Annotated in this window: 32 protein-coding genes and 2 pseudogenes; 6 read left to right on the forward strand and 28 right to left on the reverse strand. The window is 41.1% G+C overall.

Annotated features, from left to right (window positions below; all coding sequences use genetic code 11):
• Nucleotides 1–342 precede the first annotated feature (342 nt).
• The 3 genes from cas6f to cas7fv all read right to left on the reverse strand — a co-directional run bounded on the left by cas6f (nt 343) and on the right by cas7fv (nt 3,158).
• Complete coding sequence (gene cas6f, locus ACFBZI_RS10995; protein ID WP_375716412.1) at nt 343–1,005, reverse strand: type I-F CRISPR-associated endoribonuclease Cas6/Csy4; 663 nt, start codon at nt 1,003–1,005, stop codon at nt 343–345.
• A 31-nt stretch (nt 1,006–1,036) separates the two neighbouring features.
• On the reverse strand, nt 1,037–1,948 hold the full coding sequence (gene cas5fv / locus ACFBZI_RS11000) for a type I-Fv CRISPR-associated protein Cas5fv (protein ID WP_375716413.1): 912 nt from the start codon (nt 1,946–1,948) through the stop codon (nt 1,037–1,039).
• A 184-nt stretch (nt 1,949–2,132) separates the two neighbouring features.
• A complete protein-coding gene (gene cas7fv / locus ACFBZI_RS11005) occupies nt 2,133–3,158 on the reverse strand; it encodes a type I-Fv CRISPR-associated protein Cas7fv (protein ID WP_375716414.1) in 1,026 nt (341 codons plus the stop codon).
• Nucleotides 3,159–3,452: 294 nt separating this feature from the next.
• On the opposite strand from cas7fv, the gene ACFBZI_RS11010 reads away from it, so the two are divergent.
• From ACFBZI_RS11010 to ACFBZI_RS11035, 6 genes are all read left to right on the forward strand, one after another.
• Complete coding sequence (locus ACFBZI_RS11010; RefSeq protein WP_375716415.1) at nt 3,453–3,797, forward strand: hypothetical protein; 345 nt, start codon at nt 3,453–3,455, stop codon at nt 3,795–3,797.
• Nucleotides 3,790–4,206: a hypothetical protein gene (locus ACFBZI_RS11015; protein ID WP_375716416.1), complete on the forward strand. Its 417-nt coding sequence runs from the start codon at nt 3,790–3,792 to the stop codon at nt 4,204–4,206. Before ACFBZI_RS11010 ends, ACFBZI_RS11015 begins: the two co-directional genes overlap by 8 nt.
• Nucleotides 4,207–4,365: 159 nt before the next feature.
• Nucleotides 4,366–5,340 (forward strand): AAA family ATPase, encoded by a 975-nt coding sequence (locus ACFBZI_RS11020; protein ID WP_375716417.1) that lies wholly within the window; start codon nt 4,366–4,368, stop codon nt 5,338–5,340.
• Between the two features lie 55 nt (nt 5,341–5,395).
• Entirely contained in the window at nt 5,396–6,091 is a 696-nt protein-coding gene (locus tag ACFBZI_RS11025; RefSeq protein ID WP_375716418.1) for an IS607 family transposase, read from the forward strand.
• The gene (locus ACFBZI_RS11030; RefSeq protein WP_375716419.1) at nt 6,088–7,563 is read left to right on the forward strand and encodes an IS200/IS605 family accessory protein TnpB-related protein; all 1,476 of its coding nucleotides are present in this window, start codon (nt 6,088–6,090) and stop codon (nt 7,561–7,563) included. The genes ACFBZI_RS11025 and ACFBZI_RS11030 overlap by 4 nt, the downstream gene beginning before the upstream one ends.
• Before the next feature lie 192 nt (nt 7,564–7,755).
• Nucleotides 7,756–8,010, forward strand: coding sequence for a DUF8462 domain-containing protein (locus ACFBZI_RS11035; RefSeq protein ID WP_375716420.1), 255 nt, complete (start codon nt 7,756–7,758; stop codon nt 8,008–8,010).
• Nucleotides 8,011–8,152: 142 nt separating this feature from the next.
• Here ACFBZI_RS11035 and ACFBZI_RS11040 read toward each other — a convergent pair whose 3' ends face one another.
• The 25 genes and pseudogenes from ACFBZI_RS11040 to ACFBZI_RS11160 form a co-directional block, all read right to left on the reverse strand.
• The gene (locus tag ACFBZI_RS11040) at nt 8,153–8,632 is read right to left on the reverse strand and encodes a hypothetical protein (protein ID WP_375716421.1); all 480 of its coding nucleotides are present in this window, start codon (nt 8,630–8,632) and stop codon (nt 8,153–8,155) included.
• Nucleotides 8,629–9,141 carry a Panacea domain-containing protein gene (locus ACFBZI_RS11045; protein ID WP_375716422.1) on the reverse strand — a complete coding sequence of 171 codons (513 nt, stop codon included), beginning with the start codon at nt 9,139–9,141 and terminating at the stop codon, nt 8,629–8,631. The genes ACFBZI_RS11040 and ACFBZI_RS11045 overlap by 4 nt, the downstream gene beginning before the upstream one ends.
• A gap of 22 nt (nt 9,142–9,163) precedes the next feature.
• Nucleotides 9,164–9,574, reverse strand: coding sequence for a hypothetical protein (locus ACFBZI_RS11050; protein ID WP_375716423.1), 411 nt, complete (start codon nt 9,572–9,574; stop codon nt 9,164–9,166).
• Nucleotides 9,575–9,603: 29 nt separating this feature from the next.
• A complete protein-coding gene (locus ACFBZI_RS11055) occupies nt 9,604–9,771 on the reverse strand; it encodes a hypothetical protein (protein WP_375716424.1) in 168 nt (55 codons plus the stop codon).
• Nucleotides 9,768–10,241, reverse strand: coding sequence for a hypothetical protein (locus tag ACFBZI_RS11060; RefSeq protein ID WP_375716425.1), 474 nt, complete (start codon nt 10,239–10,241; stop codon nt 9,768–9,770). Before ACFBZI_RS11060 ends, ACFBZI_RS11055 begins: the two co-directional genes overlap by 4 nt.
• Nucleotides 10,242–10,253: 12 nt before the next feature.
• The gene (locus ACFBZI_RS11065; RefSeq protein WP_375716426.1) at nt 10,254–10,556 is read right to left on the reverse strand and encodes a hypothetical protein; all 303 of its coding nucleotides are present in this window, start codon (nt 10,554–10,556) and stop codon (nt 10,254–10,256) included.
• A gap of 31 nt (nt 10,557–10,587) precedes the next feature.
• The gene (locus ACFBZI_RS11070; protein WP_375716427.1) at nt 10,588–11,124 is read right to left on the reverse strand and encodes a hypothetical protein; all 537 of its coding nucleotides are present in this window, start codon (nt 11,122–11,124) and stop codon (nt 10,588–10,590) included.
• Between the two features lie 9 nt (nt 11,125–11,133).
• Nucleotides 11,134–11,874 (reverse strand): annotated as a pseudogene (gene nrdB / locus ACFBZI_RS11075) (class Ia ribonucleoside-diphosphate reductase subunit beta); the annotation flags it as partial.
• 978 nt (nt 11,875–12,852) lie between these two features.
• A pseudogene (locus ACFBZI_RS11080) lies at nt 12,853–13,206 on the reverse strand (ribonucleotide-diphosphate reductase subunit beta); the annotation flags it as partial.
• A gap of 20 nt (nt 13,207–13,226) precedes the next feature.
• The gene (locus tag ACFBZI_RS11085; protein WP_375716428.1) at nt 13,227–13,742 is read right to left on the reverse strand and encodes a hypothetical protein; all 516 of its coding nucleotides are present in this window, start codon (nt 13,740–13,742) and stop codon (nt 13,227–13,229) included.
• Nucleotides 13,743–13,753: 11 nt separating this feature from the next.
• A complete protein-coding gene (locus ACFBZI_RS11090; RefSeq protein ID WP_375716429.1) occupies nt 13,754–14,086 on the reverse strand; it encodes a hypothetical protein in 333 nt (110 codons plus the stop codon).
• A gap of 164 nt (nt 14,087–14,250) precedes the next feature.
• Nucleotides 14,251–14,682, reverse strand: a complete 432-nt coding sequence (locus ACFBZI_RS11095) for a hypothetical protein (RefSeq protein WP_375716430.1) — start codon at nt 14,680–14,682, stop codon at nt 14,251–14,253.
• 8 nt (nt 14,683–14,690) lie between these two features.
• A complete protein-coding gene (locus tag ACFBZI_RS11100) occupies nt 14,691–15,320 on the reverse strand; it encodes a hypothetical protein (protein WP_375716431.1) in 630 nt (209 codons plus the stop codon).
• Nucleotides 15,321–15,349: 29 nt separating this feature from the next.
• Nucleotides 15,350–15,724: a hypothetical protein gene (locus ACFBZI_RS11105; RefSeq protein ID WP_375716432.1), complete on the reverse strand. Its 375-nt coding sequence runs from the start codon at nt 15,722–15,724 to the stop codon at nt 15,350–15,352.
• A 12-nt stretch (nt 15,725–15,736) separates the two neighbouring features.
• Nucleotides 15,737–16,663: a hypothetical protein gene (locus tag ACFBZI_RS11110; RefSeq protein WP_375716433.1), complete on the reverse strand. Its 927-nt coding sequence runs from the start codon at nt 16,661–16,663 to the stop codon at nt 15,737–15,739.
• 15 nt (nt 16,664–16,678) lie between these two features.
• The gene (locus tag ACFBZI_RS11115; protein WP_375716434.1) at nt 16,679–16,837 is read right to left on the reverse strand and encodes a hypothetical protein; all 159 of its coding nucleotides are present in this window, start codon (nt 16,835–16,837) and stop codon (nt 16,679–16,681) included.
• The gene (locus ACFBZI_RS11120; RefSeq protein WP_375716435.1) at nt 16,827–16,982 is read right to left on the reverse strand and encodes a hypothetical protein; all 156 of its coding nucleotides are present in this window, start codon (nt 16,980–16,982) and stop codon (nt 16,827–16,829) included. The genes ACFBZI_RS11115 and ACFBZI_RS11120 overlap by 11 nt, the downstream gene beginning before the upstream one ends.
• Before the next feature lie 90 nt (nt 16,983–17,072).
• Nucleotides 17,073–17,717: a hypothetical protein gene (locus ACFBZI_RS11125; RefSeq protein ID WP_375716436.1), complete on the reverse strand. Its 645-nt coding sequence runs from the start codon at nt 17,715–17,717 to the stop codon at nt 17,073–17,075.
• An 81-nt stretch (nt 17,718–17,798) separates the two neighbouring features.
• Nucleotides 17,799–18,608, reverse strand: a complete 810-nt coding sequence (locus ACFBZI_RS11130; RefSeq protein WP_375716437.1) for a hypothetical protein — start codon at nt 18,606–18,608, stop codon at nt 17,799–17,801.
• Nucleotides 18,609–18,785: 177 nt separating this feature from the next.
• On the reverse strand, nt 18,786–19,214 hold the full coding sequence (locus ACFBZI_RS11135; RefSeq protein ID WP_375716438.1) for a helix-turn-helix domain-containing protein: 429 nt from the start codon (nt 19,212–19,214) through the stop codon (nt 18,786–18,788).
• A gap of 234 nt (nt 19,215–19,448) precedes the next feature.
• Nucleotides 19,449–19,589 carry a hypothetical protein gene (locus ACFBZI_RS11140; RefSeq protein ID WP_375716439.1) on the reverse strand — a complete coding sequence of 47 codons (141 nt, stop codon included), beginning with the start codon at nt 19,587–19,589 and terminating at the stop codon, nt 19,449–19,451.
• A 9-nt stretch (nt 19,590–19,598) separates the two neighbouring features.
• On the reverse strand, nt 19,599–20,300 hold the full coding sequence (locus ACFBZI_RS11145) for a thermonuclease family protein (protein ID WP_375716440.1): 702 nt from the start codon (nt 20,298–20,300) through the stop codon (nt 19,599–19,601).
• Nucleotides 20,301–20,453: 153 nt separating this feature from the next.
• A complete protein-coding gene (locus ACFBZI_RS11150) occupies nt 20,454–20,975 on the reverse strand; it encodes a single-stranded DNA-binding protein (RefSeq protein WP_375716441.1) in 522 nt (173 codons plus the stop codon).
• Nucleotides 20,976–20,984: 9 nt separating this feature from the next.
• Nucleotides 20,985–21,371, reverse strand: a complete 387-nt coding sequence (locus ACFBZI_RS11155; RefSeq protein WP_375716442.1) for a hypothetical protein — start codon at nt 21,369–21,371, stop codon at nt 20,985–20,987.
• Between the two features lie 901 nt (nt 21,372–22,272).
• The gene (locus ACFBZI_RS11160; protein ID WP_375716443.1) at nt 22,273–22,548 is read right to left on the reverse strand and encodes a hypothetical protein; all 276 of its coding nucleotides are present in this window, start codon (nt 22,546–22,548) and stop codon (nt 22,273–22,275) included.
• Nucleotides 22,549–22,555 lie beyond the last annotated feature (7 nt).

Below are 22,555 nucleotides of genomic sequence, written 5' to 3' on the forward strand. Positions count from 1 at the left end.
CTTGGTTATTATAACATAAGTCAACTTCGCCAACCATAGCCATTTTAACCATTTGGTTAAAATGGTGGCTGTAGCTACCTGTATGGTAGGTAACAGTTGTATTCATGATTTGTGATGTCTTTCCAATTTCAAATCCACCTATGTGGTAGATAACTAGTTTAGAGCTTGGTCAATATTGTTTCTTCTAAGCTACCTGTGTGGTAGCTAGCAATTCAAAAAGCGACAGAGTCCATAATGTAACTTCCAAGCTACCTATGTGGCAGCTAGTCTGGCGGGTAATCCTGAGATTACTTTCTAAGCTACCTATGTGGCAGCTGACTATGGCAAACTATCCAAACAACCTTAAAAATCAGGCACTGCCATTGTGCGACTCAAACCAAAGGTGTTAAACCCAACACTGCCATCAAGTGCTGCTGACTTATCCGCCTTGTCTTTACGGATACACAAAGGGTAATACTGCCCATTTGATGTACTCTTTTGGCGGATAAACGCATAGGCTCGGCGTTTGTCATCTTCTTTGGCAAGATCTGCCAAAATTGCTGATTTGGCTTCATTGAAACTTACGCCACGGCGTGCAACTTGATGCTCAATGCGAGATAGCAAATCTTTTTTGGAAGTCACTTTGGTGTACAAGCTGTACCCTTTGACTTTCTTAGGCACCAAATCAATGTCTTTGATTAAAAAGTTTGACGATCTTTTGTGTTTGGCGAGTTCAGTTGCCAAAGCAACAAACAATTCTTGCAACTCTTCTTTGGTGTTAGCAAAGGCACGCAAACGATTACCAAGCACCACACGCACGCTACCATCATTGCGATTGACTTTTTCTTTATAGTCAGGGAAACTGACACCAATCTTGCTTTTAACGCTGGCAGTGATGTCTGACTTACTATAAACGCTACCCAAAGCGGTGTGTAGGCATGCGTATAAAAGTGACCACAAGTTAGCTGCTTTGTTTTTGTTCTTGTTTGCTGGGTTTTGAGCAATACAAATTTCCATGTAATACATAATTTTTACCTCGTTTATTTAAAAATATTCGTTAAACAATGCTGGCAACATAAGCCAAACCTTTTTTGCCGACATAAAAACAGCCCACGCCTGCATTTTCAATCATTTGCTTGATTTGTTCGGCTTTTTTGTCATCGACATCAATATTAATTAGCAATTCGCCACTGCACTTGTCCAAAACTTCACGCACTTTACCCTCACCAGCGACAAAGCTTTCTTTAAGATAAGGGCCACCATAAACAAGCTTGGCACCGCCTGTGGTAAACTGCTGCATAAAATCTCGTGGGGTGATGGTATTGTTTGAAATACCACGGATACCGCCACGTGGGGCTTTGATTGCCGACAAGTCGTGTTCATTTTCCAAATGGCTCAGCTGCAAATACAGAGCAGAACAGTACAAGGGCAATACTCTTTGTTTGTCTTTGCTATCGTAGGGTTTGTAGTTTTCAAACTTTTGAGATAGCAGCTCAGACGCTTTTTCAGAGTCTTCTGTTGGCTCAAAGGATTTTATCTTGGCAATCTCTTCTAAGCGGCTGGTTAAAACCAACGGATCAAGTGTGATGTTTTGTTCAACACGATTAACCGCATCGCCATCACCAAGGATAAATGCTAACAGCTCTGGCACATCAAGGGCTAAGATATTCCAAAACGCCTGTGACCACTTTGACTTTAAAAAAGGGTGGTTGGCTTTGATCATGCCTGTGAACAGGTTTTTGTCAGTTGCCCCAGTTAGGTTTTGCAAGCGGACAATCTCTTGACTGCGCACCAATGGTTTGTCTTCAAAGCTTACCTTAGGCTCAATGTCAGCAAAAAAGTAATCTTCACGAGCACGAGCTTGATACAGTTTGGCCTGATCACCAATCAGGCGGTTTAAGATACCCATCACCGTATCAATCGTAACTTCACGCTTGATGTAGTTTCCCTCTTTTTTTAAGGCGCTCATTGTAGCGATATAATTACGTCCTTTTTTTTGGCAACGGTGAGTTGTTATTCCCATCTAAAAATGAGTTACGCCACGAGCTTTCATAATTGATTGTGATTTGCATGGTTTGTTTTCCTTTTTTTGATAATGCCACAATATGTTGTTATATCATGGCATTATGAATACCATTTATAGTGATGATAAATTATGCCGCATCTTCTGAGGCATCAACCGCTTGATAGTACACAGCATAATCACAGTTTCTATGTGCTTCGACGTCATCAGTATTGTGCTTGATTCTCATCATGTTGGTAGAGGTGTTGTAATCAACGTCAACATTTTCAACATACATATAACCTTTGGCTTGACGAATGACCAAGTTTTTGATTAACACCAACATATGCTGTACAAGAATGTCAATTGCCACATCATCTAGTATCAAACCTGCCTCGCCTTGCTCAAAAATGGTTCCTTGACGCACAAAATTTGGGTGGAAAGTAACCGTTGGTCGGCGTGATGCCTTACCTGCTTCTTGGTCAAAAATGCCATCTGCTTCAGATTGCACCGCCAAAGAGGCAATAAAGTCCTCAATCTTTTTGGCAAGTGCTTGACCCTCATTGTCCTTGATGACCATTGCACAGCGGTCGAACTTGTTATCCAGTGAGATAAACTGCAACTGCTCAATGCTGATTGAACCATAAGAGATATATTCAGTATCACCAAAGGTTGTTTTTGAGAAGAAAGACGATGAATTACGCTCGCCTGCATGGTTAAACTGCTCAAAGTTACCATTGCCAAGTTGATCCACAAAATCTTCAATCAACAGCGGACTGGTGCGTTTGCATTGGTTGTCTGGCACAACATAACCACGCAGCAAGCCTGTGATTGACGCCAAGACCTTAGGCAGATGCTCGTTTTCTTTGGCGAAGTGCATGTCATACGCTTGGTCACGGAATAGGTGGTGGCGAATGCAGTTTTGGCTGATGTACAATGGGTTTTCTTTGAAATTCACGTCAGTGATTTCTTTTTTGTACTTATAGCCCGTTTCTTCCTTGACTCGTCCAGTTAGGTTGGTGTAGCCACGAAGTTTTGGTAGGGTGTGGTTCTCCACGGTCATACCGTCGTTACTTAGTGCCATTGAACCGTTCCAGTTCACAACACCGTGTCCTTTGGCTTGGATTTTAAAATCCACTGATTTAATGCCTTTGATGGCAGAAGTTGGCTTTGTCATATTGACTCCTTAATGATTAAAAAAAATTAAATTTTTGTAAGTTAGCTTTTTAAAGCTGCTTATAAAGCAGTTATCTTGTCAGCACTGCCGACAAGGAGAGTATAGGAAACATCAAAACAGAGAAACCAAAGGTTATCCACAGCCCTTACATAGGGCGTTAGCCCTTGATTTATAAGGCTTGCACGCCTGCCAACGCATAAAAATTCACTAAAAATACTTGACAAAGTTCCACAACGGAACTATAATAGAACACATAAACAAGGCAATCTGTCTTGTAAAACTAGGAGAAAAATCATGAAACTACGCATTTGGGACGAAGTTAGCAACGAACAACTTCAAGCATTCATTAACGAAATTAAAGGTTCGGATTTGTTGCCAGGTCTTTATGAATATGGGGCACATTATGTTTATAAATCAGGTGATGGTGGTAACTTTGTATCTTTAGCACGCATTGTCGCTGACTTCACTAAAGCGCTAGGCACAAAACGTTCATTTGTGGTCATGCCAACTGCCAATAATTATTTCACTGTTCATGTTGGCTTTTATGATGGTAGTGATAAACTTACTAATGAAACATGGATTACTGTACGCAAATCAACAATTGAAAAAGTCTTTCCAGAGTTGAACCTTGATGAATGAACAACAACTATTATTTGATCGTGTCGGCTTTACCACTCGTGTGCTGGGCTTACTGGCTCAGCTCACACGAGATAAGCCAGTAACCGACAGAACGCTACGAGCTTGGGCGAGTGGGGCAAAAACACCGCGCAACAGTTACTACATAGAAACCGCCAAGCAACTTGACCAGTTCTTAACTGACAAAGCACAGCATGTCATTGAAAACCACTACAGTGCTAGGTTGGTTTTACCAGTTTACGCAAGTGACCAAGATTACTATGAGCGGACAGGTGAAATTATGCCGATTGAAGTTTACCAAGCGCTTGTTCAACGCATTATCATCTTGGCAGGCGAGAACTTGACAGTTGTCTTTGATGATGGCGACGAATGGAATGATTTTGTGGCTTTGTCGGTTGGTTTTGCTTTGTAATTTTGTCAAGTTATCACAAGTTATGCAGACTTATGTATGGTTATGCAGTGATATGCAAAATTTTACATAAGCCTGCATAACCGTACAGAACCTTGCATATCTTTGCATATTTTGTTATATTTGCCATGAATTTAGTTTTTCTTAAGGCAATTAACAAATATGAACAGAATAAAAAATCCTTTTAATCCTGGTGCTGGCTCAAGACCACCTGCGTTGGTTGGTCGAGATCAAATCATCGAAGAAGCCACCATTCAAATCAAACGAGCCAACTTGGGTAACAGCGTTCGCTCGCAAATGCTGCTTGGCTTGCGTGGCGTGGGTAAAACCGTGCTGCTTAACCACATCTCAACAATTGCCGAAGAAAACAGGCATGTCACCACGGTGATTGAATCCAATGAAGATATTGACTTAGTCACAGTCTTAAAATCCGAAATCCAGCAGTTGTTGCGAAAACTGTCCATGATGGAAAATGTTAAAGACAAGGTTCACCGTGCTTTTTCGGTGGCCAAGTCGTTCTTTTCAACCTTTAACATTGACATCGGTGGCATTTCAATCGAAATCGAGCCTGAGTTCGGCACAGCAGACAGTGGCTTACTAGAAAGTGACTTGGCACAGCTTTTTGTCGTTATTGGAGAAGCGGCACGAGCGGCAAACCGCCCATGGTCGATTTTCATTGATGAAGTTCAATATTTAAAACCTGCAGATTTGTCAGCACTGATTGTCGCACTACACCGCTGTAGCCAAAAAAGCTTGCCTGTTTTATTCTTTGGAGCAGGGCTACCGCAAGTGGCGGCCATGTCAGGCGACGCCAAGTCTTATGCCGAGCGACTGTTCGCTTATCCATTTATAGGCGCGCTGCCTGATGACGAGGCGAAAAAGGCCATTCAAGAACCGATCACAAACCTTGGCGAGAACATCACAGATGAGGCACTAGACGAGGTGATCAGCCAAACCAAAGGTTATCCCTACTTTTTGCAAGAATGGGGCTCTGAAATTTGGAATGTCGGTGTTGAACAAAAAGTGATCACTCGCCAAGATGTAATCCAAGCATCTAAGACTGTGTTTTACAAATTGGATAATGGCTTTTTCAATGTTCGCCGTCCCCAACAGCAACAATATTGTGATATATTATGATAAATATCATACATAACCCATCATAATAAACTTGCTTTACTTTGGTGATTTTGCTATGATGTCTTTACTTAATAACAGGTTGTTTTATATGTTTAGCCATCATGATCTTAAAAAACCACGATACCGTCCCACCGATGTTGCTCGGTTTGTTGGTGTGCATTATCGAACCATTGTTGAGTGGGATAAAAAGCAAGGTTTGTTTTATCGTGATGAAAAAGACCGTCGTTGGATTACTCGTGAAGACTTGGTTGAGCTGTTAAAACAACAAAATCTTTGGGTGGATAGCGAAGATGGTTTTGATGTCATTTACTGTCGTGTTTCGTCTCAAGGACAAAAAGAAAAAGGCGATTTAGATAGACAGGTTTCTTTTGCTTTAGAATCCGTGAAAGATTTAAAAAACCCACAGGTCATCAAAGATGTTGGTTCGGCTTTGGATGATAAGCGACAAGGTTTACATGAACTACTTGATTTGGTTGTGGCTGGCAAAGTCAATCGGGTTTTTGTCGCCAGCAAAGACCGCTTGACTCGTTTTGGTTTTAACTATTTGGATAAGATGTTTCAAGCACATGGCGTTGAAGTAGTAGTCCTCCACCAATCCCCCAATCAATCTGCTGAACAAGAACTGGTTGATGATATGATGAGCTTGGTTGTGTCGTTTTCTGGTCAATTGTCTGTGGAAAAGAACGACATTCTACAACAAGCTGAACAAGCCAAGCCTGTGGACTTAAAACAAATCATGGAGGGCGTGTGAAACTTGGTTTACCGCTTGTCAAAACTGCTTTGACAGTCACCACGCAACTGCATGAAAAGAACAATGCGGATTTGATTGCTTATTTTGAAGAAGTGGTTGGTGATTTTGCTCATGTTAAAATGCGAGTCTATCATGCTTTGAAAAATGGCGTGCTTGAAAATACCAACTTATCCAATTTCACAACAAGCATACAAGAGCAATACAGTATAAGTTTTCGTACTACCAACGCCATCATCAAATCAGTGCAAGGCGTGATTGACGCTTGTTTAGCCTTAAGACAATTAAATATCAATAGACTACAAATTAAAATCCAACAAACCCAAGATTATATTGACAAAGCTAAGATTTATTTAGATGAACGCAAAGCTAAGTTCTTTTGTTTGACTGCCAAAGAGCAGATGACTTATCAGCGTTATAAACTTGGCATTGCCATGAAAAGACAAAAACTCAATGGCTTAAAGATGAAACTTGCCAAACTGCAGGCTATGAGTTTACCAAACATTTGTTTTGGTTCTAAAAAACTGGCCAGACGAATGGCAAGAACAGGTGAAGTACAAGACAAACAAGCGTTTTTAGATCAACGAGATCATGATTTGTATTTTGTTGGCAAAGCAGATGACACCTGCAGAAATAACATGCTGCAACTGCACCACAACAAACACAACAACCAATTCACCATCAAACTGCGTAAAGACTTTGCTTATAAGCAAGCCAAAGGTGATGAGCGTTTTGTTTATGGCCAATGTTACTTTAACCATCACAAAGACCGAATTGTCCATGCCCTAAACGGCAAAGACATTCCTTTAACTTATCGCATTTATCGTAAGCAAGGACGCTATTACCTATCTTGTACTTTTACTGTGGCTAATGATAAGAATGAATTGGTTAGTAATTGTAGTCAAGGTACGATTGGCGTGGATTTTAATAGCGATCACTTGGCTGTGGTTACTGCCAATAATAATGGTGATATGACCAAAGTTGAAAAACTGCCATTTACCATCAAAGGTGGTAATAAAACCACTGACCAATTGAATAAATTGGTAGCAAAATTGGTTTGCTATGCCAAAGCTGAACAAAAAGCCATTTGCATTGAATCCTTAAACTTTGGCAAATTAAAAAACCAAGATAATGGTAAAAGCCATAACCAGATGTTGCATAGTCTGCCATATAGCCATTTTCAAACTGCCATCAGTAGTGCTTGTGCCAGACATAAAGTAAAGCTGATTAAAGTCAATCCTGCATGGACAAGCTATATTGGTAAAGTTAAATATGGCGACAGTAAGAAATTAAATGTTCATGATGCCGCTGCTTGGGTGATTGCCCGTCGCGGATTAAAGATTAACGATAAAGTAACGCCACAAGAAAGACAAGACTACTTAGATTGGCAAAAACAACAAAAGTTCTATGCCAGTTATCAAAGCAGTCTAGCAAAAAGTAATCAGCAACTGGACGATGTGCCGTTGCTGATGTAATGAGTTATAACGAGTCCAAAAGCACGAGATAGCTGTAAGACCGACGTTATAAGTCAAAAACAATAGAAGTCACCCCAATCGCCACTGACTACGTCCAATGGATCGAAGTGGTTGCTAAGGTGATGGAGGCTAAGGGTCGGGCCGTGGGTTGTAAAACCCTAAAACTGATCAAACATGTGCAGGATGTTGCATATGTTTGTGACCCTAGATCGATTGACGAACAAAGAACGTGACTATGTCGCAGCGATGGCAAAGCTGGGAACTGGCCCGTACAAAACAGGTGATATTGCCAACTGCTTAGGCAGAAAAAACAACGAGCTTGGCAATGTTCGAGCCAAAATCATTGAAAAGGGCATGATTTACAGTCCATCATATGGCGAGTTGGATTTTACTGTGCCTTTATTTGATGATTTTTTACGTCGTAATAGGTTGGATCTTTCGGACTGATGCGAGCCGAAAAGCAGACAAACAAAAACCGACTGAACATGGCAAACAGTCGGTTTTTTTCTACCTATGTGGTAGTTGGTTTAGGTACTTATGCAAAGTTGATTTTACAACAAACTTTTGCGAAAAGCCAGTGATTTAGTGGCTATTTGTTGCTTTTCCAGTCACCCACAAAAGGGGTTAAATCAGGTTTGCTGTAATCTTTACCTTTTTGGATTTTACCATTGGTATCAAAGATAGGCTGACCATTTTCAAACTTAGAATAGTTAGAGCGAATCACTTCATTAATCGCACCATACATATCAAAGCCCATGTCATAGCCTGTACCAATGGCTGTAACCACTTGGTCGCATAGAGCATCTAGCATCTCTACTCTATCTATTTTACTAAGCTGTTCATTGACTCTATCACTGTGAGCCACGACATCAACGGTCTTTAGTTCATCAGCAACTTCTGTTAGGATTTGATGCAACTCACCAGCATCTGAATCAAAGGCTTGTACCATTTCTGAGATTTCTTCAAAATGACAGCCCAATTGGGTAAAGATATTTTTGATGGTTGGATTGGGTTTGGCTAATTCAAACCAGTGAATAATAGCACGGATAGGGTCATTAGGTTGGTTCATAAGGTTTTTCCTTTTCTACTTTCATAATCTTTGATTAGTTCTGCAAGTTTTTCATCGTAATATTCTTTGATGATGGCAGTGGGTATTTTCCGCCCCCAAGTCACATCATTAAAAAATATAGCCCATGGCGAACTTGGTTGGTTCGTTAAAGCAGATAGCTGAATGCCACTTAGATGTGCATATTTTTTATACACAAAATCGATCACTCGCTTGGCATCATCACTGATAATATGTGATTCACCTTTTAAAAGACGAATAGGCACATGGATTTGGTCGCCGCCGTGGTGCTTAATGGCCGCATATAAATTGGGAATAATGGGACCATATTTCCATGCTTCAATGTCATCATCAAACAGCGGGACATCAAAGAAAGCCAGCATGTAACCTTGAGCGATATAGGTGAGCTTCAAGATTTGTTGCACAGTGAGGTGAGCATTGTTTTGCTTGCCTAAGCCGATAAACTCATTGGCAACAGCACTGGCACTTGTAATATGGTGAGAATTTTCCACAAGCTATTCCTTAAAACAAAGCTTATTTTGAGCCTTTAGCCAATTCCAAAATGCTGTCGTCAATCTCAATATCAAACAACTGACTTGTATTATCGAAATCACGAGAAATCAGGTAACTGCCAAAACCTGCTATGTCTTTCAAGTGCTGGGCCCAAACTTTGATTGGAACAGGCATTTTCATGCCAGTTGTCTCATCTCGCATGGTGATCATCACTGACTTGTTGATGTCAAAATCAGTTTTGCCATATTTTTTCAGCTGATCAAGTTCATCGCAAACATGATTGATGGCATCAACCAGTGCTGGCAAACCACCAACCAACAAGCCGAATTGGTCAACAGTTTGTTTTGTCACCATCACTGGCATTTCTTTGAGTGCATCGTCTTCTTGACCAAAAATCTCAAAAACTTCGTCTGGAACGTGAAACTTTTTCATAAAAACTCCTATAATTAAATGAAGAATAACTATCGTAAACCATCACCAATGGTGGCATTAAGCTGGTTGTACAGCGATTGCGATGTTGCTTGGTCTTGATTTTGACCACTCGCCAAAGGCATTTTGGCCACTTCTTCAAAGTGCTGGCCAAGTTGATCAAAAATGGCTTTGATTGTGGCATTGTTTGTTAGATTCATGATTTGCCACCTTGTTGAGTAAAATCTTCAGCAAAAGGGGCCACTACGTCTTTTGGGAACTCGGGAATGTCAGACAACGCCGTGTAAACATCTGCAGCCAGATCATTGAGCGTGAACTTTGAAGAATCAGCACCATCTTCACCATTTCGAACCAAGCCGACATTTTCATCAGTATTTTCAATAACTGGGCCATCTTTGATGAATTTTGCTAAATGTTCGGTATCTTTTAGCAGCTCAGATGCTTTTTGCACAGCTACCAGTAAGTCGCTGAACAGCAGCTCAACAATTTCATCATGCACCCGTTCGGCATATTGGTTGGCTGTCATGCCAAACGAAGCAAGCTCGCTATTTGGATCTTCAATTGTTGGTGCATTTTTCACCAAATGTGCCAAAGTAGCACTTTCGCCTAGATGGTGAAAAACCCGATTCGCTGCTTTTAGAAATAAAGTAATTTCGTAAAGGTTTGTCATATGGTTTCCTATTTAAGATTTAATTTCATGGTGAAAAGTTTTATTTTCGTCGATTTCAGAAGCTTCAAAAAGCTTAGCTATGCATTCCAAAGCAATATCACATTGCGCACGAACATCAAGTGCAAACTGTTGTAAAGTTAGCGAGTATATGTTGCCTTTAACGTCTTCTACGGTGATCTCCCTAATGCCATAATCAAGTGGTGGCAAGTCACTGGCAGCGATTGCCAGAATACGACATTGTTGTAGAATGGCGTTCAAGGCAGCAAAAGCATCAGCTACGGCTTGTAGGTCTTCTTCTTCTAGTGTTTCAGTCATAACTATTCCTTATAATTACAATTCAAAATCATTAAATATTGCAGCGATCGTGGATTTCATCAATCGCTTGCTTTTTTAAGGCAATCAGGTCATATTCTAAACCAATGATTTCATATTCTAAAAAAGTTGCGACAACTCTTAGATCGTCATAACAGATCTGACCGATCTTAAGTTTTTTGATTAATGCATGATCGCTGTACTGTTCGCCAATATCAAGCAGTGGTTTGACATCTTCATCAGAAAGCAAAGAACTTTCAAACAATTTCTGTTCTAAATGACCTAAAACTGCAAGAAAAAGCCCGACTGCCGCTCCTGAACAAACGCTGTTCCAAAATAATGATTCAGATTCGGTAAAGTACAAAGCCAAAAGTGCGAAAAAGAAGAATCCTGAGAAAATTCCCAATCCGCCTTTGATGCACTTGTCCTTGGTTTGTTCTTTGCGATAATCGAGCTTACTTTTAATGGATTTTACGACGTCTAAGAGCTTTTTCTTGTGTGCAATCTGCTCATTGATTTTCAAGACAGCATCAGTTGTTGAACTGCCATCTCGCTCATCGGTCAAATCCACGCCAGTTCCTTACAATTCAAAATCATTAAACGCATCATCAGACACTTCAGCGTCAATCTGTCCTACAAGATAAGAAGTAATTTCTGTTTCTTGTGGGGCAACTTGCACATTGTCTGATGACAACCATGCATTAATCCATGGGATTGGATTACTGGTATTAAAGAACGGTCTTAAGCCAATGGCTTTCATACGAATAGCCGTGATATACTCTAGGTACTGCGTTAAGATTGGGGTATTTAAACCAATCATTGAACCGTCTTTAAACAGATACTCAATCCATGCCTTTTCTTGTTCATAAGCAAACCAGAAAATATCATAGATTTCATTTTTACATTCATTGGCTATCTGTTGATAGTCAGTATCTTCATCTAACATCAGCTTAAGCATATGCTGTGTGCCATTAAGGTGCAATGCTTCATCACGAGCAATCATCTTAATAATCTTAGCATTACCTTCCATCAGCTTACGCTCAGCAAAAGCAAACGAACAAGCAAAGGATACATAAAAGCGAATGGCTTCTAGCACATTGACACTCATAATACATAGATATAAGCGTCTTTTTAGCTCATACATATCCACTGGCTTACCTTGCTGATACTCTAGCGATAACTCATGTAAGCTGTCATAGTACTGACTGATAGACTCTGCACGCTTAATAATCTCTGGATTAACCACAATATCATCTAACACTTCGCTAGGATTATTAAAGATATTACGGATAATGTGCGTATAACTGCGTGCATGGATTGAGTTGCCTGTCATTGACACCACACCGTTATAACGAACCAAAAACGCCCCTGTGGTGGTTTCTAGACAATACACCTTGCCTCGGTAGGGGACACGCTTTTTCTCGATGTTGCCGCCATCCTGATATTGTTTAGGGAATACTTCAATGGCTTTTAGTGCATCTTGTGGTTTGCCGATATAGCGGGCGGTATGACCACACATAGCAGCAATGGCTTGCACAAAGTCAGTGTTACGCTTATCCGTGCTGTAATACTCAAAGTGCAGACCGTCAGCAGGCGAGTTTAGCGGGGTTTTAGCGTTCCATTGACTAACTTCTTGCAAAAACTCTTCACACCATACCTGCGACACTTTGGACAAATCCGCCCATTGTCTAAACTGTGACCATTTGTGTGGCTCGTGCTGAGCAGGAACACTTAAGCGGATTCTTCTGATTTTTGCCTTATCAGATCGGGTGATGTCGGCAATCTCCACGCCTGCTTGTTCGGCAAGCATGAACAGTCTTTCAATCTTTTTGCGTTTTTTGAGTAAAAATTGCACAGAGACATTGCCATGGGTTTTGGTGACGCTTGAGATTACGCCCTCAGCTTGCGCAGCAATGCGTAAGCGGTCAATGGCGGTCAATCGGTACTCAGGTTTGCCAACCGTAGGGGAGGCAACTGCGAGACCACTCACTGGCGCCAGATGATTAGACTGATAATGGTGAAAGTCTGCCGCTACAAAGAAATGATTGAGTTTTTGCTTGTCGCCGCTGCGCATTTTTACTGGCATGCGATGATTTGGCGTTACTCGCTGATGAAAACCGCCTTTATCCAGTGAACAGTAGTCCACTAACTCACCATTGAAGTCATAAACCATGGTTTTGTTAGGGTTGTCGAAAAACACGCTATCAGTTTTCAAGTCGTAGTTTAAAACTCGATCTTTTTTGGTGATTTCGGCAATGTTTTTCCAACCTTTAGGCGTTAAGACTTCTGTACCCTCAGCCAAGCACTCAAAAAATGACCAAGTTTCAATCCAAGTTTCTAGCTCTGGGACAGACACCAGCGGCAGCAAAACAACGCTAGGGCTACGGCCTTGTACGCTGTCAAGCAAAGTCTGGTACTTTAGATTACTGACAAAGATATGCTTTTCATGCTCTGGTAGCTCCATAAAATCCATACGGTCTTTGGATACATCAATCTCTTCAGGTCGCCAAAAGAATGACAACTGCTGCTGAGTTAGACTTTCAAAGAACGGATAATGCTGTTTGTCAAAGCGTGAGACATTGACGCCTTGACCGAGAAACATCGGTTCTCTGGTGGCGTCGTTAGGTTTGGTGTTGAATACTGTATAACTCATTTGATAGCCTCAATTTTACTTTACAGACCAGCTTTCACTAGAGAGTGAAGTTGTTCCAAAATATCTTGACGAGCAATGTTGCACTCATCATCTTCAAGGTTCATGAGTTCAGCATGCAAAGTGTTAATAAGATGCAAGAACTTTTTGGTTTGTCGTTCTAACAACGCCTCGGCAGCCTCGTAAACATAGGGGTTTAGATCAACAGAGCCGTTGGGTTGTGCTTTGAGCTTAAAGCCATTGTTCAAAAAAAGTTGTTTGATTTCTTCTTTTGGTAAATTGGCATATGGATTCTCAAATTCAACGCCGTGCAACTTGCTGAGCAAATCACGGTTTGTTTCATTTGCATGAAAAATAACAGCACAATCTTGATGGGGATACTCTTTGCCATCGACGGTAAAAGAGTCAAAGTCTTCAAAATCTGGGCCGTACTTAATGCGCACAGGGAAGTCGCGTAGGGCGTATGCCTTTTCTAGTGTAATGATTTTGTTTGTGTGTCGAGGGTAATAAACTCTATCACCTGCTTTAAATGTTACCATAGCTACAATCCTTATTGTTTGGTGTCGTAAGAGACGGTTACTGAATTGGCCACTTGTATGTTTTCAGTGGCTTCTGGAGGCAGAGGAATCCGCGCCAAAGTGATGCCCATTTTGCGCAACACGGTTAAAACATCTTGTCTGTGCCGCATCACAAATTCCTGCAATGAAATTTCTTTGTTGTTTTCATCGTGAGCGGTGAACGACAGTTCACAACCTGACTCTTCCGCCATTTCTTCCATAACTTCTGAGATGATGACAGAGGTGGTCAGTATCTCGATAAGATCGTGTTTAACACTGCTCATCTCATCTTTAAAATCGGGTTTTTTATTTCGAGAATTTGCCATAAAATATTCCTATGTTTGCCAATGGGTTAATAGTAAAAGAGAAAATGAAAAAGACAACCAAATGCGTTCCCAAGCCTTTATTTGCGTTAGCGTTGGTTTATCACTACCTACCAGCGATCGCCAAAAATCCAACAAAACCAACCAACAAAACGCCGATGATAATTTCAGGCAGGTATTTCTTCATCAAAACCGTCCAAAACTTGTTGCAGGCCATCTTGTAAAAACAGCAGGGCTTGTTTATGGCCTTGCAGTTCTTCAATCACCAAGCGATTTTCAGGGATAACTTCTTCGCCAATGGCAATTTCTGCCTTGGTGATGTGTTCGGCAATGCTTTGTTGGTGCTTGGCTAAGTTGTCGAACAATGGGTCATCAAATGGCCACCCGTTTGTGTGGACAGCACAGACAAGAATTATTTTTGAGATTTCATCAAGGTGCAGGCATAGCGTGTTCACCATGCCCTCACAGTGAGATATGTTTAAAATATCCACAAATTCCACGCCATAAGAGCGAGAAATGGCTTTCTTATGGGCTGTGCTGATAATTTTTCTTTCAATTTGTTTGATAAATTGTTCTAAGGTGAGCGTTTTGGTTTCCATGGTTTACCCTATTTATCATCATGTGGAACAAGCTCGGCGTGTTTCCAAACTTCTTTGTTTTGCTTACGGCCCGAAACGAAGCCTTTCTTTGTGACTTTACGAATCCAGCGAGTTTCAGAAGTGGGAGGGTCTGTGTCAGTGACGCGCACATAACAAAGCGCAGCACCTTTCCTTTTGATCTGATTTTTAATGATCCTTTTATTCAACTCATCTGCTTCAAGCTGAAGGCTTTCGAGATGCTCGACAAGCTCGCCTAAATTCAGTGGGGGTGTTTTAGAGGGGGCGGTGTTTTCTGTTCCAGCCCTTTGCACAGGCTCGCCAACCACTATGGTGGTATTTTTTCTAGGGCGGCCACGGCGTTTTACTGGTTGTTTTTCGACAGGTTCGCTATCGCCATCAGGCTTTTCAAATTCAACGCCATAAAGTTCACTCAGAAGCTCACAGTTTCTTCGAGTTGCTGGGAGTAATGCAGGATAAAGGCGTGTTTCAGTTTCACAGCCATCTTCCAAAAAGTACTCTGAAAAGTTGCGGTATCTGATTACTAGGGGGTATGTGGCGTTGCCAGACCGCTCAACTGTGCAAATTTTTGTGGTGCCAGCTGGGAAGTACACTTTGTCGCCAACTTTGATGTTTGTCATGCTTGTTCCTTATCGGTGCTTGGTTTTAATTAAGTTCTTTTTCTTGAAGCTAGCGAAACTAACATTGGCTCGTTAGCAAGCCTTATTGTGGATAGCCAGGCGATTTCCACCACATGCATGCCATAATTTTTATCGCTATCTTGCATCCATTTTCTAACAACGTAACCAGCAGAGACCAATTCCTCGTACATATCTTTTAGTTTGGTATCGCTTAGGTTTTTAGGAAGTTCAACTTCAAAAGAAAAGGTAAACAAACCTTTAGCTGCTGCTTTAGCAATGTTTTCACAGGTCAATTGTCTGTTGATTTGGTCAATTACTTGTTGGGCCGCTTTATTTTGATAATTTTCATAAGCTTGTTCGATTTTTTGCCATTCTTCTTTAGAAAGCATTGTAAAATTCGTCATAATCTTTCCTTTTTAAACGGTAAAGCCACCAAACATCTTGGTTAACACTTCACCCATAGTAATATTTGCTTTGCAGTTTGATTTTCCGCTAGCAATCGGCGTAACAGACACAAAAGCACCACTCGCCAGTGTTTCGTCAGGTTCGCTTTCTTGTTCGCTGCAACGCAAGCCTCTAAAGCCACTCAAATCACGCAACATTGTTAAAAAATCACCGTGCGGGTCATCGCTTTTCTTCATGCGGCGCTTAAAACTGGTGAGCTTTTTCTTGGCAGTATCTAGATGACTTGCTCGAAGTTCCAGCGTCTCTTCCAAGCATTTGCCATATTCATGTGCTAATAGAACATTGGTAATATCACGCTCCATTTGCTCAACATCATCATCTTTGCCAAGACCCAACCAAACCTTGAGATATTTTTGCTTAAGTTGTTCCAGCTTATCGTTGGTTTGTTTTTCCAACTCGGCAACATCGTCAGGCAAGGGGATATTTTGATTGATCCACGCTTTTTGCCGTTCAATATCCAGTGTCCACAAGAATTTTGAACGCCGCTCCCACAAGTCAAAGGCTTGCTGCACCATCTGTTCAGCGTCATAGCGGCTTAATTGATTGACCAGCATTAGGTGCGATAGAGCTTCTTCGCTACGGCCATTGATATTGGCAAAGCCAAAATGCTTGACTTCATGGCAAGCAGGGCAAATGGCGGTGGCTTTTTTCAGCGTAACGGTTTTGTCCTGTTCGTTATAATTCCATTCTTCGTGGCACTCCACAGGCCATTTTGGACCACGTCCAGCACAAATTTCACAGCGGTTATTGGCACGTTTATAGCTGTGTCTGCGGACAAAATTCCACTGTTCTTTGGTAAACAACGATCTTAAATTTTGGAACCAAGCGGTTTTTGGCACCAATTCAATTTGTAGCGGTAGATGTGAGTAGCTTTGCATGACGAATTTTCCTTTTCAAAACAGCACAACATGACTGGCCACATGCGGCAATGCCAAGTAATCATTGGTGATGATCAGATTGACAGCAATCACACAGACGATCCAGCCGAAGACTAGGGCGGTGGTCATTAACACCGCCATGCCAACATGCTCAAAATAACAATCATCGTGCATCGCAATTCACCCTAAAATCAGGCATTTCAAACTTCTTGGTGATGTCGCTAAAATTCACCGTGGTTCTGCAATAAGTATCCAGACCTGTGGTTGCACAACCTGCTAATAAACTCAAACTCAGTACAAAAATAAGGCAGTTTTTCATGGGGGATCCTTAGATTGGTTGGTTTGATTTATTTTGGCACGGAAAGAAAAGCAAACACCAACAATTACCCATAACCCTTATAATCAGGCGTTAGCCTTGCTTGCTGCTTGGTGCCGACACTCGCTCAGGGTCGTAAACCAACCTCTCATTAATCAGCATTGAATAAAATTGACTGATTCGAGCTTGACGTGTCGCCAAAAAATCCAAAGTGGTATTGATAGTCATCGCCAAAGAGGTTAAGAATAGGGTCAGCTGTATGCAGATTTGATTGACAACACTCGGCATGCCGCCGTTTAAAAGGTTGTTGTATAAGCTATAAACGCTGATAATCAGGCTTAACAACATTAACAACATTGGCAAAGGTGCAAAAAATCGCTCTGTCTCTGTGCTGATTTTGAAGTAATTTATCAAGCCATGATAGAATCTGTTTTTCAAGCCACAATAAAAATTTGCCGCATAAAACACAAGTACAGGCATGCTTTGAAAATTGCTGATAAGTGATTTTTCTTCCATCATCAAAAAAGCGTTTGTAAAGTTGCTACCCTCGATTACAGCCAGCACACCGATCAACAGCGGCACGCTAAGTAGGGTTGTGCAGGCAACATCTCGCACCAAGTTGGTTTTGTAATGTTGGGTGAGTAGTTGTTGATTGCAATCGACTTCAACAACGCTGATAGGATTGTTGGTAAGCCGAAAACACTCCATTTTCAAATTATGAGAAAGCAATTTAGTCATGATGGTTTCCTTTCTTTTTTAGCTTTGGAGCAAAGCCTAACAACCATGCTAGGCTTTGCTTGGAGAGATTGATTGACTTGATTAAGCAGCGTGGCTCTCATCTGTAGGCGTGTCGTCAGTGATGACCACAGACTTGGTGTCTAAGCGTTTGCTGATATGAGAAAATGGAATAATGTTTTTCCGTCCTAACAACTCAACTTGGCAATAACCACGAGCTTTTTGTAGCAGGGCGGCAACCAGCTTATCAAGATATTCTTGTTTGACCAACTTGCCATAGTTTAGGTCTAACAGCTCGCCTGCTGGCAACTCGCCATCGCAAGCGTCCACGATTTCTTTGTGGCGTTTGGCGACAATCAAAGCGTCCAATTGGGTCAGCAAGTCGTGATAGATAGTGAATAAGTGGATACCCTCGTGGGTAACGGCACAGCGGCCAGTTCTTGAATCGCCCCAGTTGCGTAGCGAAATCTCGTTAGCAAAATCAACGATTTTATTAAACTCTTCAAAAGCAGTGACAGCGTTGTAAAAACTGTTTACATCGTGGAAGTTTAAGTTCAAACTTGAATGTTCGCAGAACCAAGCATCAGCCAGTGGGTTGAAAAAGCCGTTCAGCTCAGTGTTTAGCAATAGATAAGCAATTTCACCATAATTTTCACGCACCAAGTTCTCAAAAAGCAACTCGATTTGATACTCGTAAGCGTCTTTCATGTTGATTTTGCCAACAAATTCAACATTAGTGGCAGCGGCAATCAATACATCAGTGTCTAGGCGAGCAAGGGCATTAAAGTCCATTGCTTGACAGATTTCCATCAGTTTTAGATGGTGTTTTGACAACTGTTCTGTGCCAACAAAAGCCTGTTTTTTGTCAGGGATTAAATTAGAATTAAAAGACATAATTAACTACTCCTAAATTATGTTACATAAGCTTTGCAAAAGCTTGCAAGGTTGTTACAGGAGCAATTATATTTAAAAAGAACCCCAATTACCTGTGTATTAAATACACAATATATTGTGTTACAAATTAAAAAGTATTCAATATAAGGTAATTGTTGATTGATTTTTTAGAAAAATTCAATTGGTCAAAGTAGGTCTGCCAGTAAGCAGATAGGGAACGTCAAAGCCCGCTTTAATCATGCGTTTCATGGCTTTGTAATTCGGAGTGCTTGTGCCACTACGCCAGTTTTGAACCGTGCTTTCAGAAATACCAAGTACTCTTTGCAAATCTGAATGGCGAAGCTTTAAGCGAGCCAATTCCACATGCAGATAGTCAGCAAAACAATCGGCATACTCAACATTCAGCAAAATCTCGTTATCTTGGTATCTTGACTGGCCACGCTTAGGCTCACCTACTGCAACAGGTTTGATGATCTGATGGCGACGCATAAACGCACAAAGATTTTGATAACTGACACCCATTCGTTTTGCCCGTTCAGCATTTGTTGAAAAGGGGTGTTCTCTGACATCTTTGGTTACTGCTTGAATGGTTAGCTTTTTGGTCATATCGGCACAAGTTCGCTAAAGGGGAAATGTGAGTAGCGTGGCTGGTAGTCTTGAAAAACAAAGTAAAAGCAAAAGGCCACGCAAGCTACCTATGTGGTAGATGGGAAACTACGGCTCACGAGGAGGGTGTGAGCCGTAGTTTCTGTTTAACATTGTAAACATTAGGTTTTCTATGGATCGTTACTTAGACAATGCAAGCAGCCAAATCTAAGTAACGATAGCAGTATAAAAAATTTAAATTAACCAGTCAAGCGGTTTTCTGAAATTTTTTAAGTCTTTTAAATCACCATCACGCACATTACGCATGTCACGATAAAACAACACAGTCTTACGAGTTTTGGCGGTTTTATTCGCCAGTTTTTTGATTTTTTTCATACAGTTACCTTAATTATTTTGCTCGGCAGCTTTTTTAGCGGCTCGTTGTTCTTTTTGTTGGCGGCGCCAATCTTGCGGATAAACCGCTGTTTTGTCAATCCACAAACCCTCTTTAAATTCTTGGGCTTTTTCTTGTAGCTCTAAGTAGTGTGGGTCTTTTAGATACTCTTTGTAAGCCCAGGCCCAACCCATTTTCACCATGTGTTTATTGACATTCATATCATCAACAAACACTTCAGCGACAGAGCGTCCATAACGATCGACAGTGTCGATTTTCAAATCGACTTCTTTATTAAAAATCAGATCAGACAACACTTGCTTAGACTTAGTACCAAAGGCTTGTTTTGACTCAGGTGCATCAATGTTGGCAAAGCGGATTTTAATTCGCTCATTTGACGCTGTTAAACAAGTTGCAGTATCGCCATCAGTGATGCCGACAATCTTACAATGCTTGTCATAGCCTTTTTTAACTTTGTCTTTTTGGGCAACTTCGGCAGCTGTTTTTTCAGCGTTTTGCAATTTCACGCCTGCCGCTTGACCTGCTTTTTCAACCAAGTTGGCAACTTGCTCAACTTTTTCTTCAGGTAAAGCGTCTGCACTTTTTTCAATCACTGTATTAACAATGCTTGGGGCAGTGCCTGTTTTTTGTGTTTCTTGATAAAGAAATAACAGTACCAAAGCACCGAGAATGAGAACAAGCGTTCTGATCATAGTATCAACCTGATATATAAATTGGTTTCTTTTTTGAAATTTGTATTTTCTGCACGTATTGCTATAAAAGCCAGAGCGTCGGCGTTTACTGCGCCAACGCGTGGATTTTTTATAAGGCTTACGCTTGGACTTCACTAAACATCACCAAGGAAATCAAAACCAAGGAAAATCAAGGTCTTCATTGGTAATATCAACTGGAATGTCCGCCGCAAATGTTGATGGCACTTCTTTGTCAGCAGCTGGTGCTGGGCTTGCCACTGGTGCTTGGGCCGCTGTTGATTGAGTAGAGGCAGGCGTGGTGGCAGTTGGTGCTTGAGCTGTTGGTGCAGAAGCAGTAGGGCGAGTGTTTGGCATAAGCTCAAAGCCACGCACATTGACTTCTGTTACCCAGCGAGTTTCACCAGACTGGGTTTGATAAGAACGGCTGGTCAAAACACCTGTGATCATCAACAAGTCGCCTTTAGTGACATAGTTTTCGATGGTATCCGCAGCACGGCCAAAAGCAACACAGCGGTGCCAGTCGGTGCGTTCTTTTTTCTCGCCAGAAGTACGGTCTTTCCAGCGCTGATTGGTTGCCAAAGCAAAGGTAACAACCTTATTGTTGTTAGCACTCATGTGAACTTCAGGGTCTTGACCGACACGGCCCAACAGGTTGACTTGGTTAAAGCTAGACATTTGGTTTCCTTATTCAGTAGGGTTTTTGATTTTGGCAGCTTGCAGATCGATTTGAAATTGATTATTACCTAAGGTTTTAATCACTTGAAATTCACGAATGACGTTATACACCACAAAAAATTCAACAGCGTACCAAATCACCAAAAAGGCGGCGATACCCTCAGTCATGCCTTTGGTGGCAGATAATAGGTATTGCGGTATCGCACCAAGCAACACCATGCCCAATAAGAAGATGATGGCATAAGTGTGTAATAGCTTATTGAACAGCTTTTTTTGTGCAATGATGGCCTTGTCGTCGCTTAATGGTTTATAACCAAAGGCTTTGACATAACGCATGTAGCTCTCAGTAACGTCATATTCGTCGTTTTGAACATTTGGAACTTCAATTTTTTGCATATCGAACAGCGCCAAAAATAATATATTAGCTAAACTAAATTATATTATAAATGAATTGTAACAAAAATGCAAACAAACAAGCGACTATGTGCCGAGATCGTGAAAACAAAGGACTACGTGTGTTTTGAAAGCTACCTATGTGGTAGTAGAGAGAACAACTTGCTGTTTATGTAACAGCTGAAAAATGGCGAACGCCCTAAAGTTGTGTTTCTAAGCTGTCTGTGCGACAGATGACGAGTTATCAAGTAAAACTTGATAACTGACAGATGGCAACTATTTCCAAAGTGGAAATAGTTGTGTTTTCTAAGCCACCTATATGGTGGGTGTGTTGCAGCACGGTAACTAAGCAGCATTTTTAAGCTACTTATGTAGTAGATGATCATGCCATTTTCTAAGCTACCTATGTGGTAGATTTTTCAGAAAAACGAGATTTTTAAATCTGCAAAACTGGCTATGTGCCAGCTAATTTTCATCAAGTTTACTATCTATATGATAGATGACCGACTAAAGAAGAATGCCTAAGAATTGTTTGTCAAACTAGCTATTTACCAAACTAGCTATGTGCCAGCTATGCAGGCAAAACCAGTCATTGTAACAACATCAAGCTGACTATGTACCAGATCTCAAAACAAAAAAGAATATATGACAATCTACCTATGTTTTCTAAGCTACCTATGTGGTAGCTTCCTATGAACTGCGCGGGGCAAGGCTGGCAACAGCACCAACCTTACTTAGCCTGCCTATGTGGCAGATGTGCGTTAAAAAATAACGCGTTATCGCTAAACTACCTATGTGGTAGCTTACAGTATGAAGTGTTTTAAAACTGCCTACATTTTTTCAAGCTGCCTATGTGGCAAATGAACATTGCAGCAGTCAAGTTACGAAGCTGTCGATGTGACAGTTAACGAGGTTTTGATTTGTGATTTAGCATGCACATTGCGTACTTGTCACGCAAATCATTAGTGGTGATATATTGGGTTTCCAGTTGCTTTTTCAATAGCCGAACTTCGTTTTCAGCGGCCATTGCTTGAAAGTAATGGTAACAACCAAAGGTTAATGCTGTCAAGCAAGCACCTGTCACGCTCATAGCAATGATGAAGTTTGTGATCAAATCAGTTGTTTTCTTGGTCTTCATGTTCGTTCTGACAGCTTTGGTTTTTGTTGGTTTTCTGGCCATGTTCATC

This window comes from Moraxella marmotae (assembly GCF_042219885.1).
Taxonomy (GTDB): domain Bacteria; phylum Pseudomonadota; class Gammaproteobacteria; order Pseudomonadales; family Moraxellaceae; genus Moraxella; species Moraxella marmotae.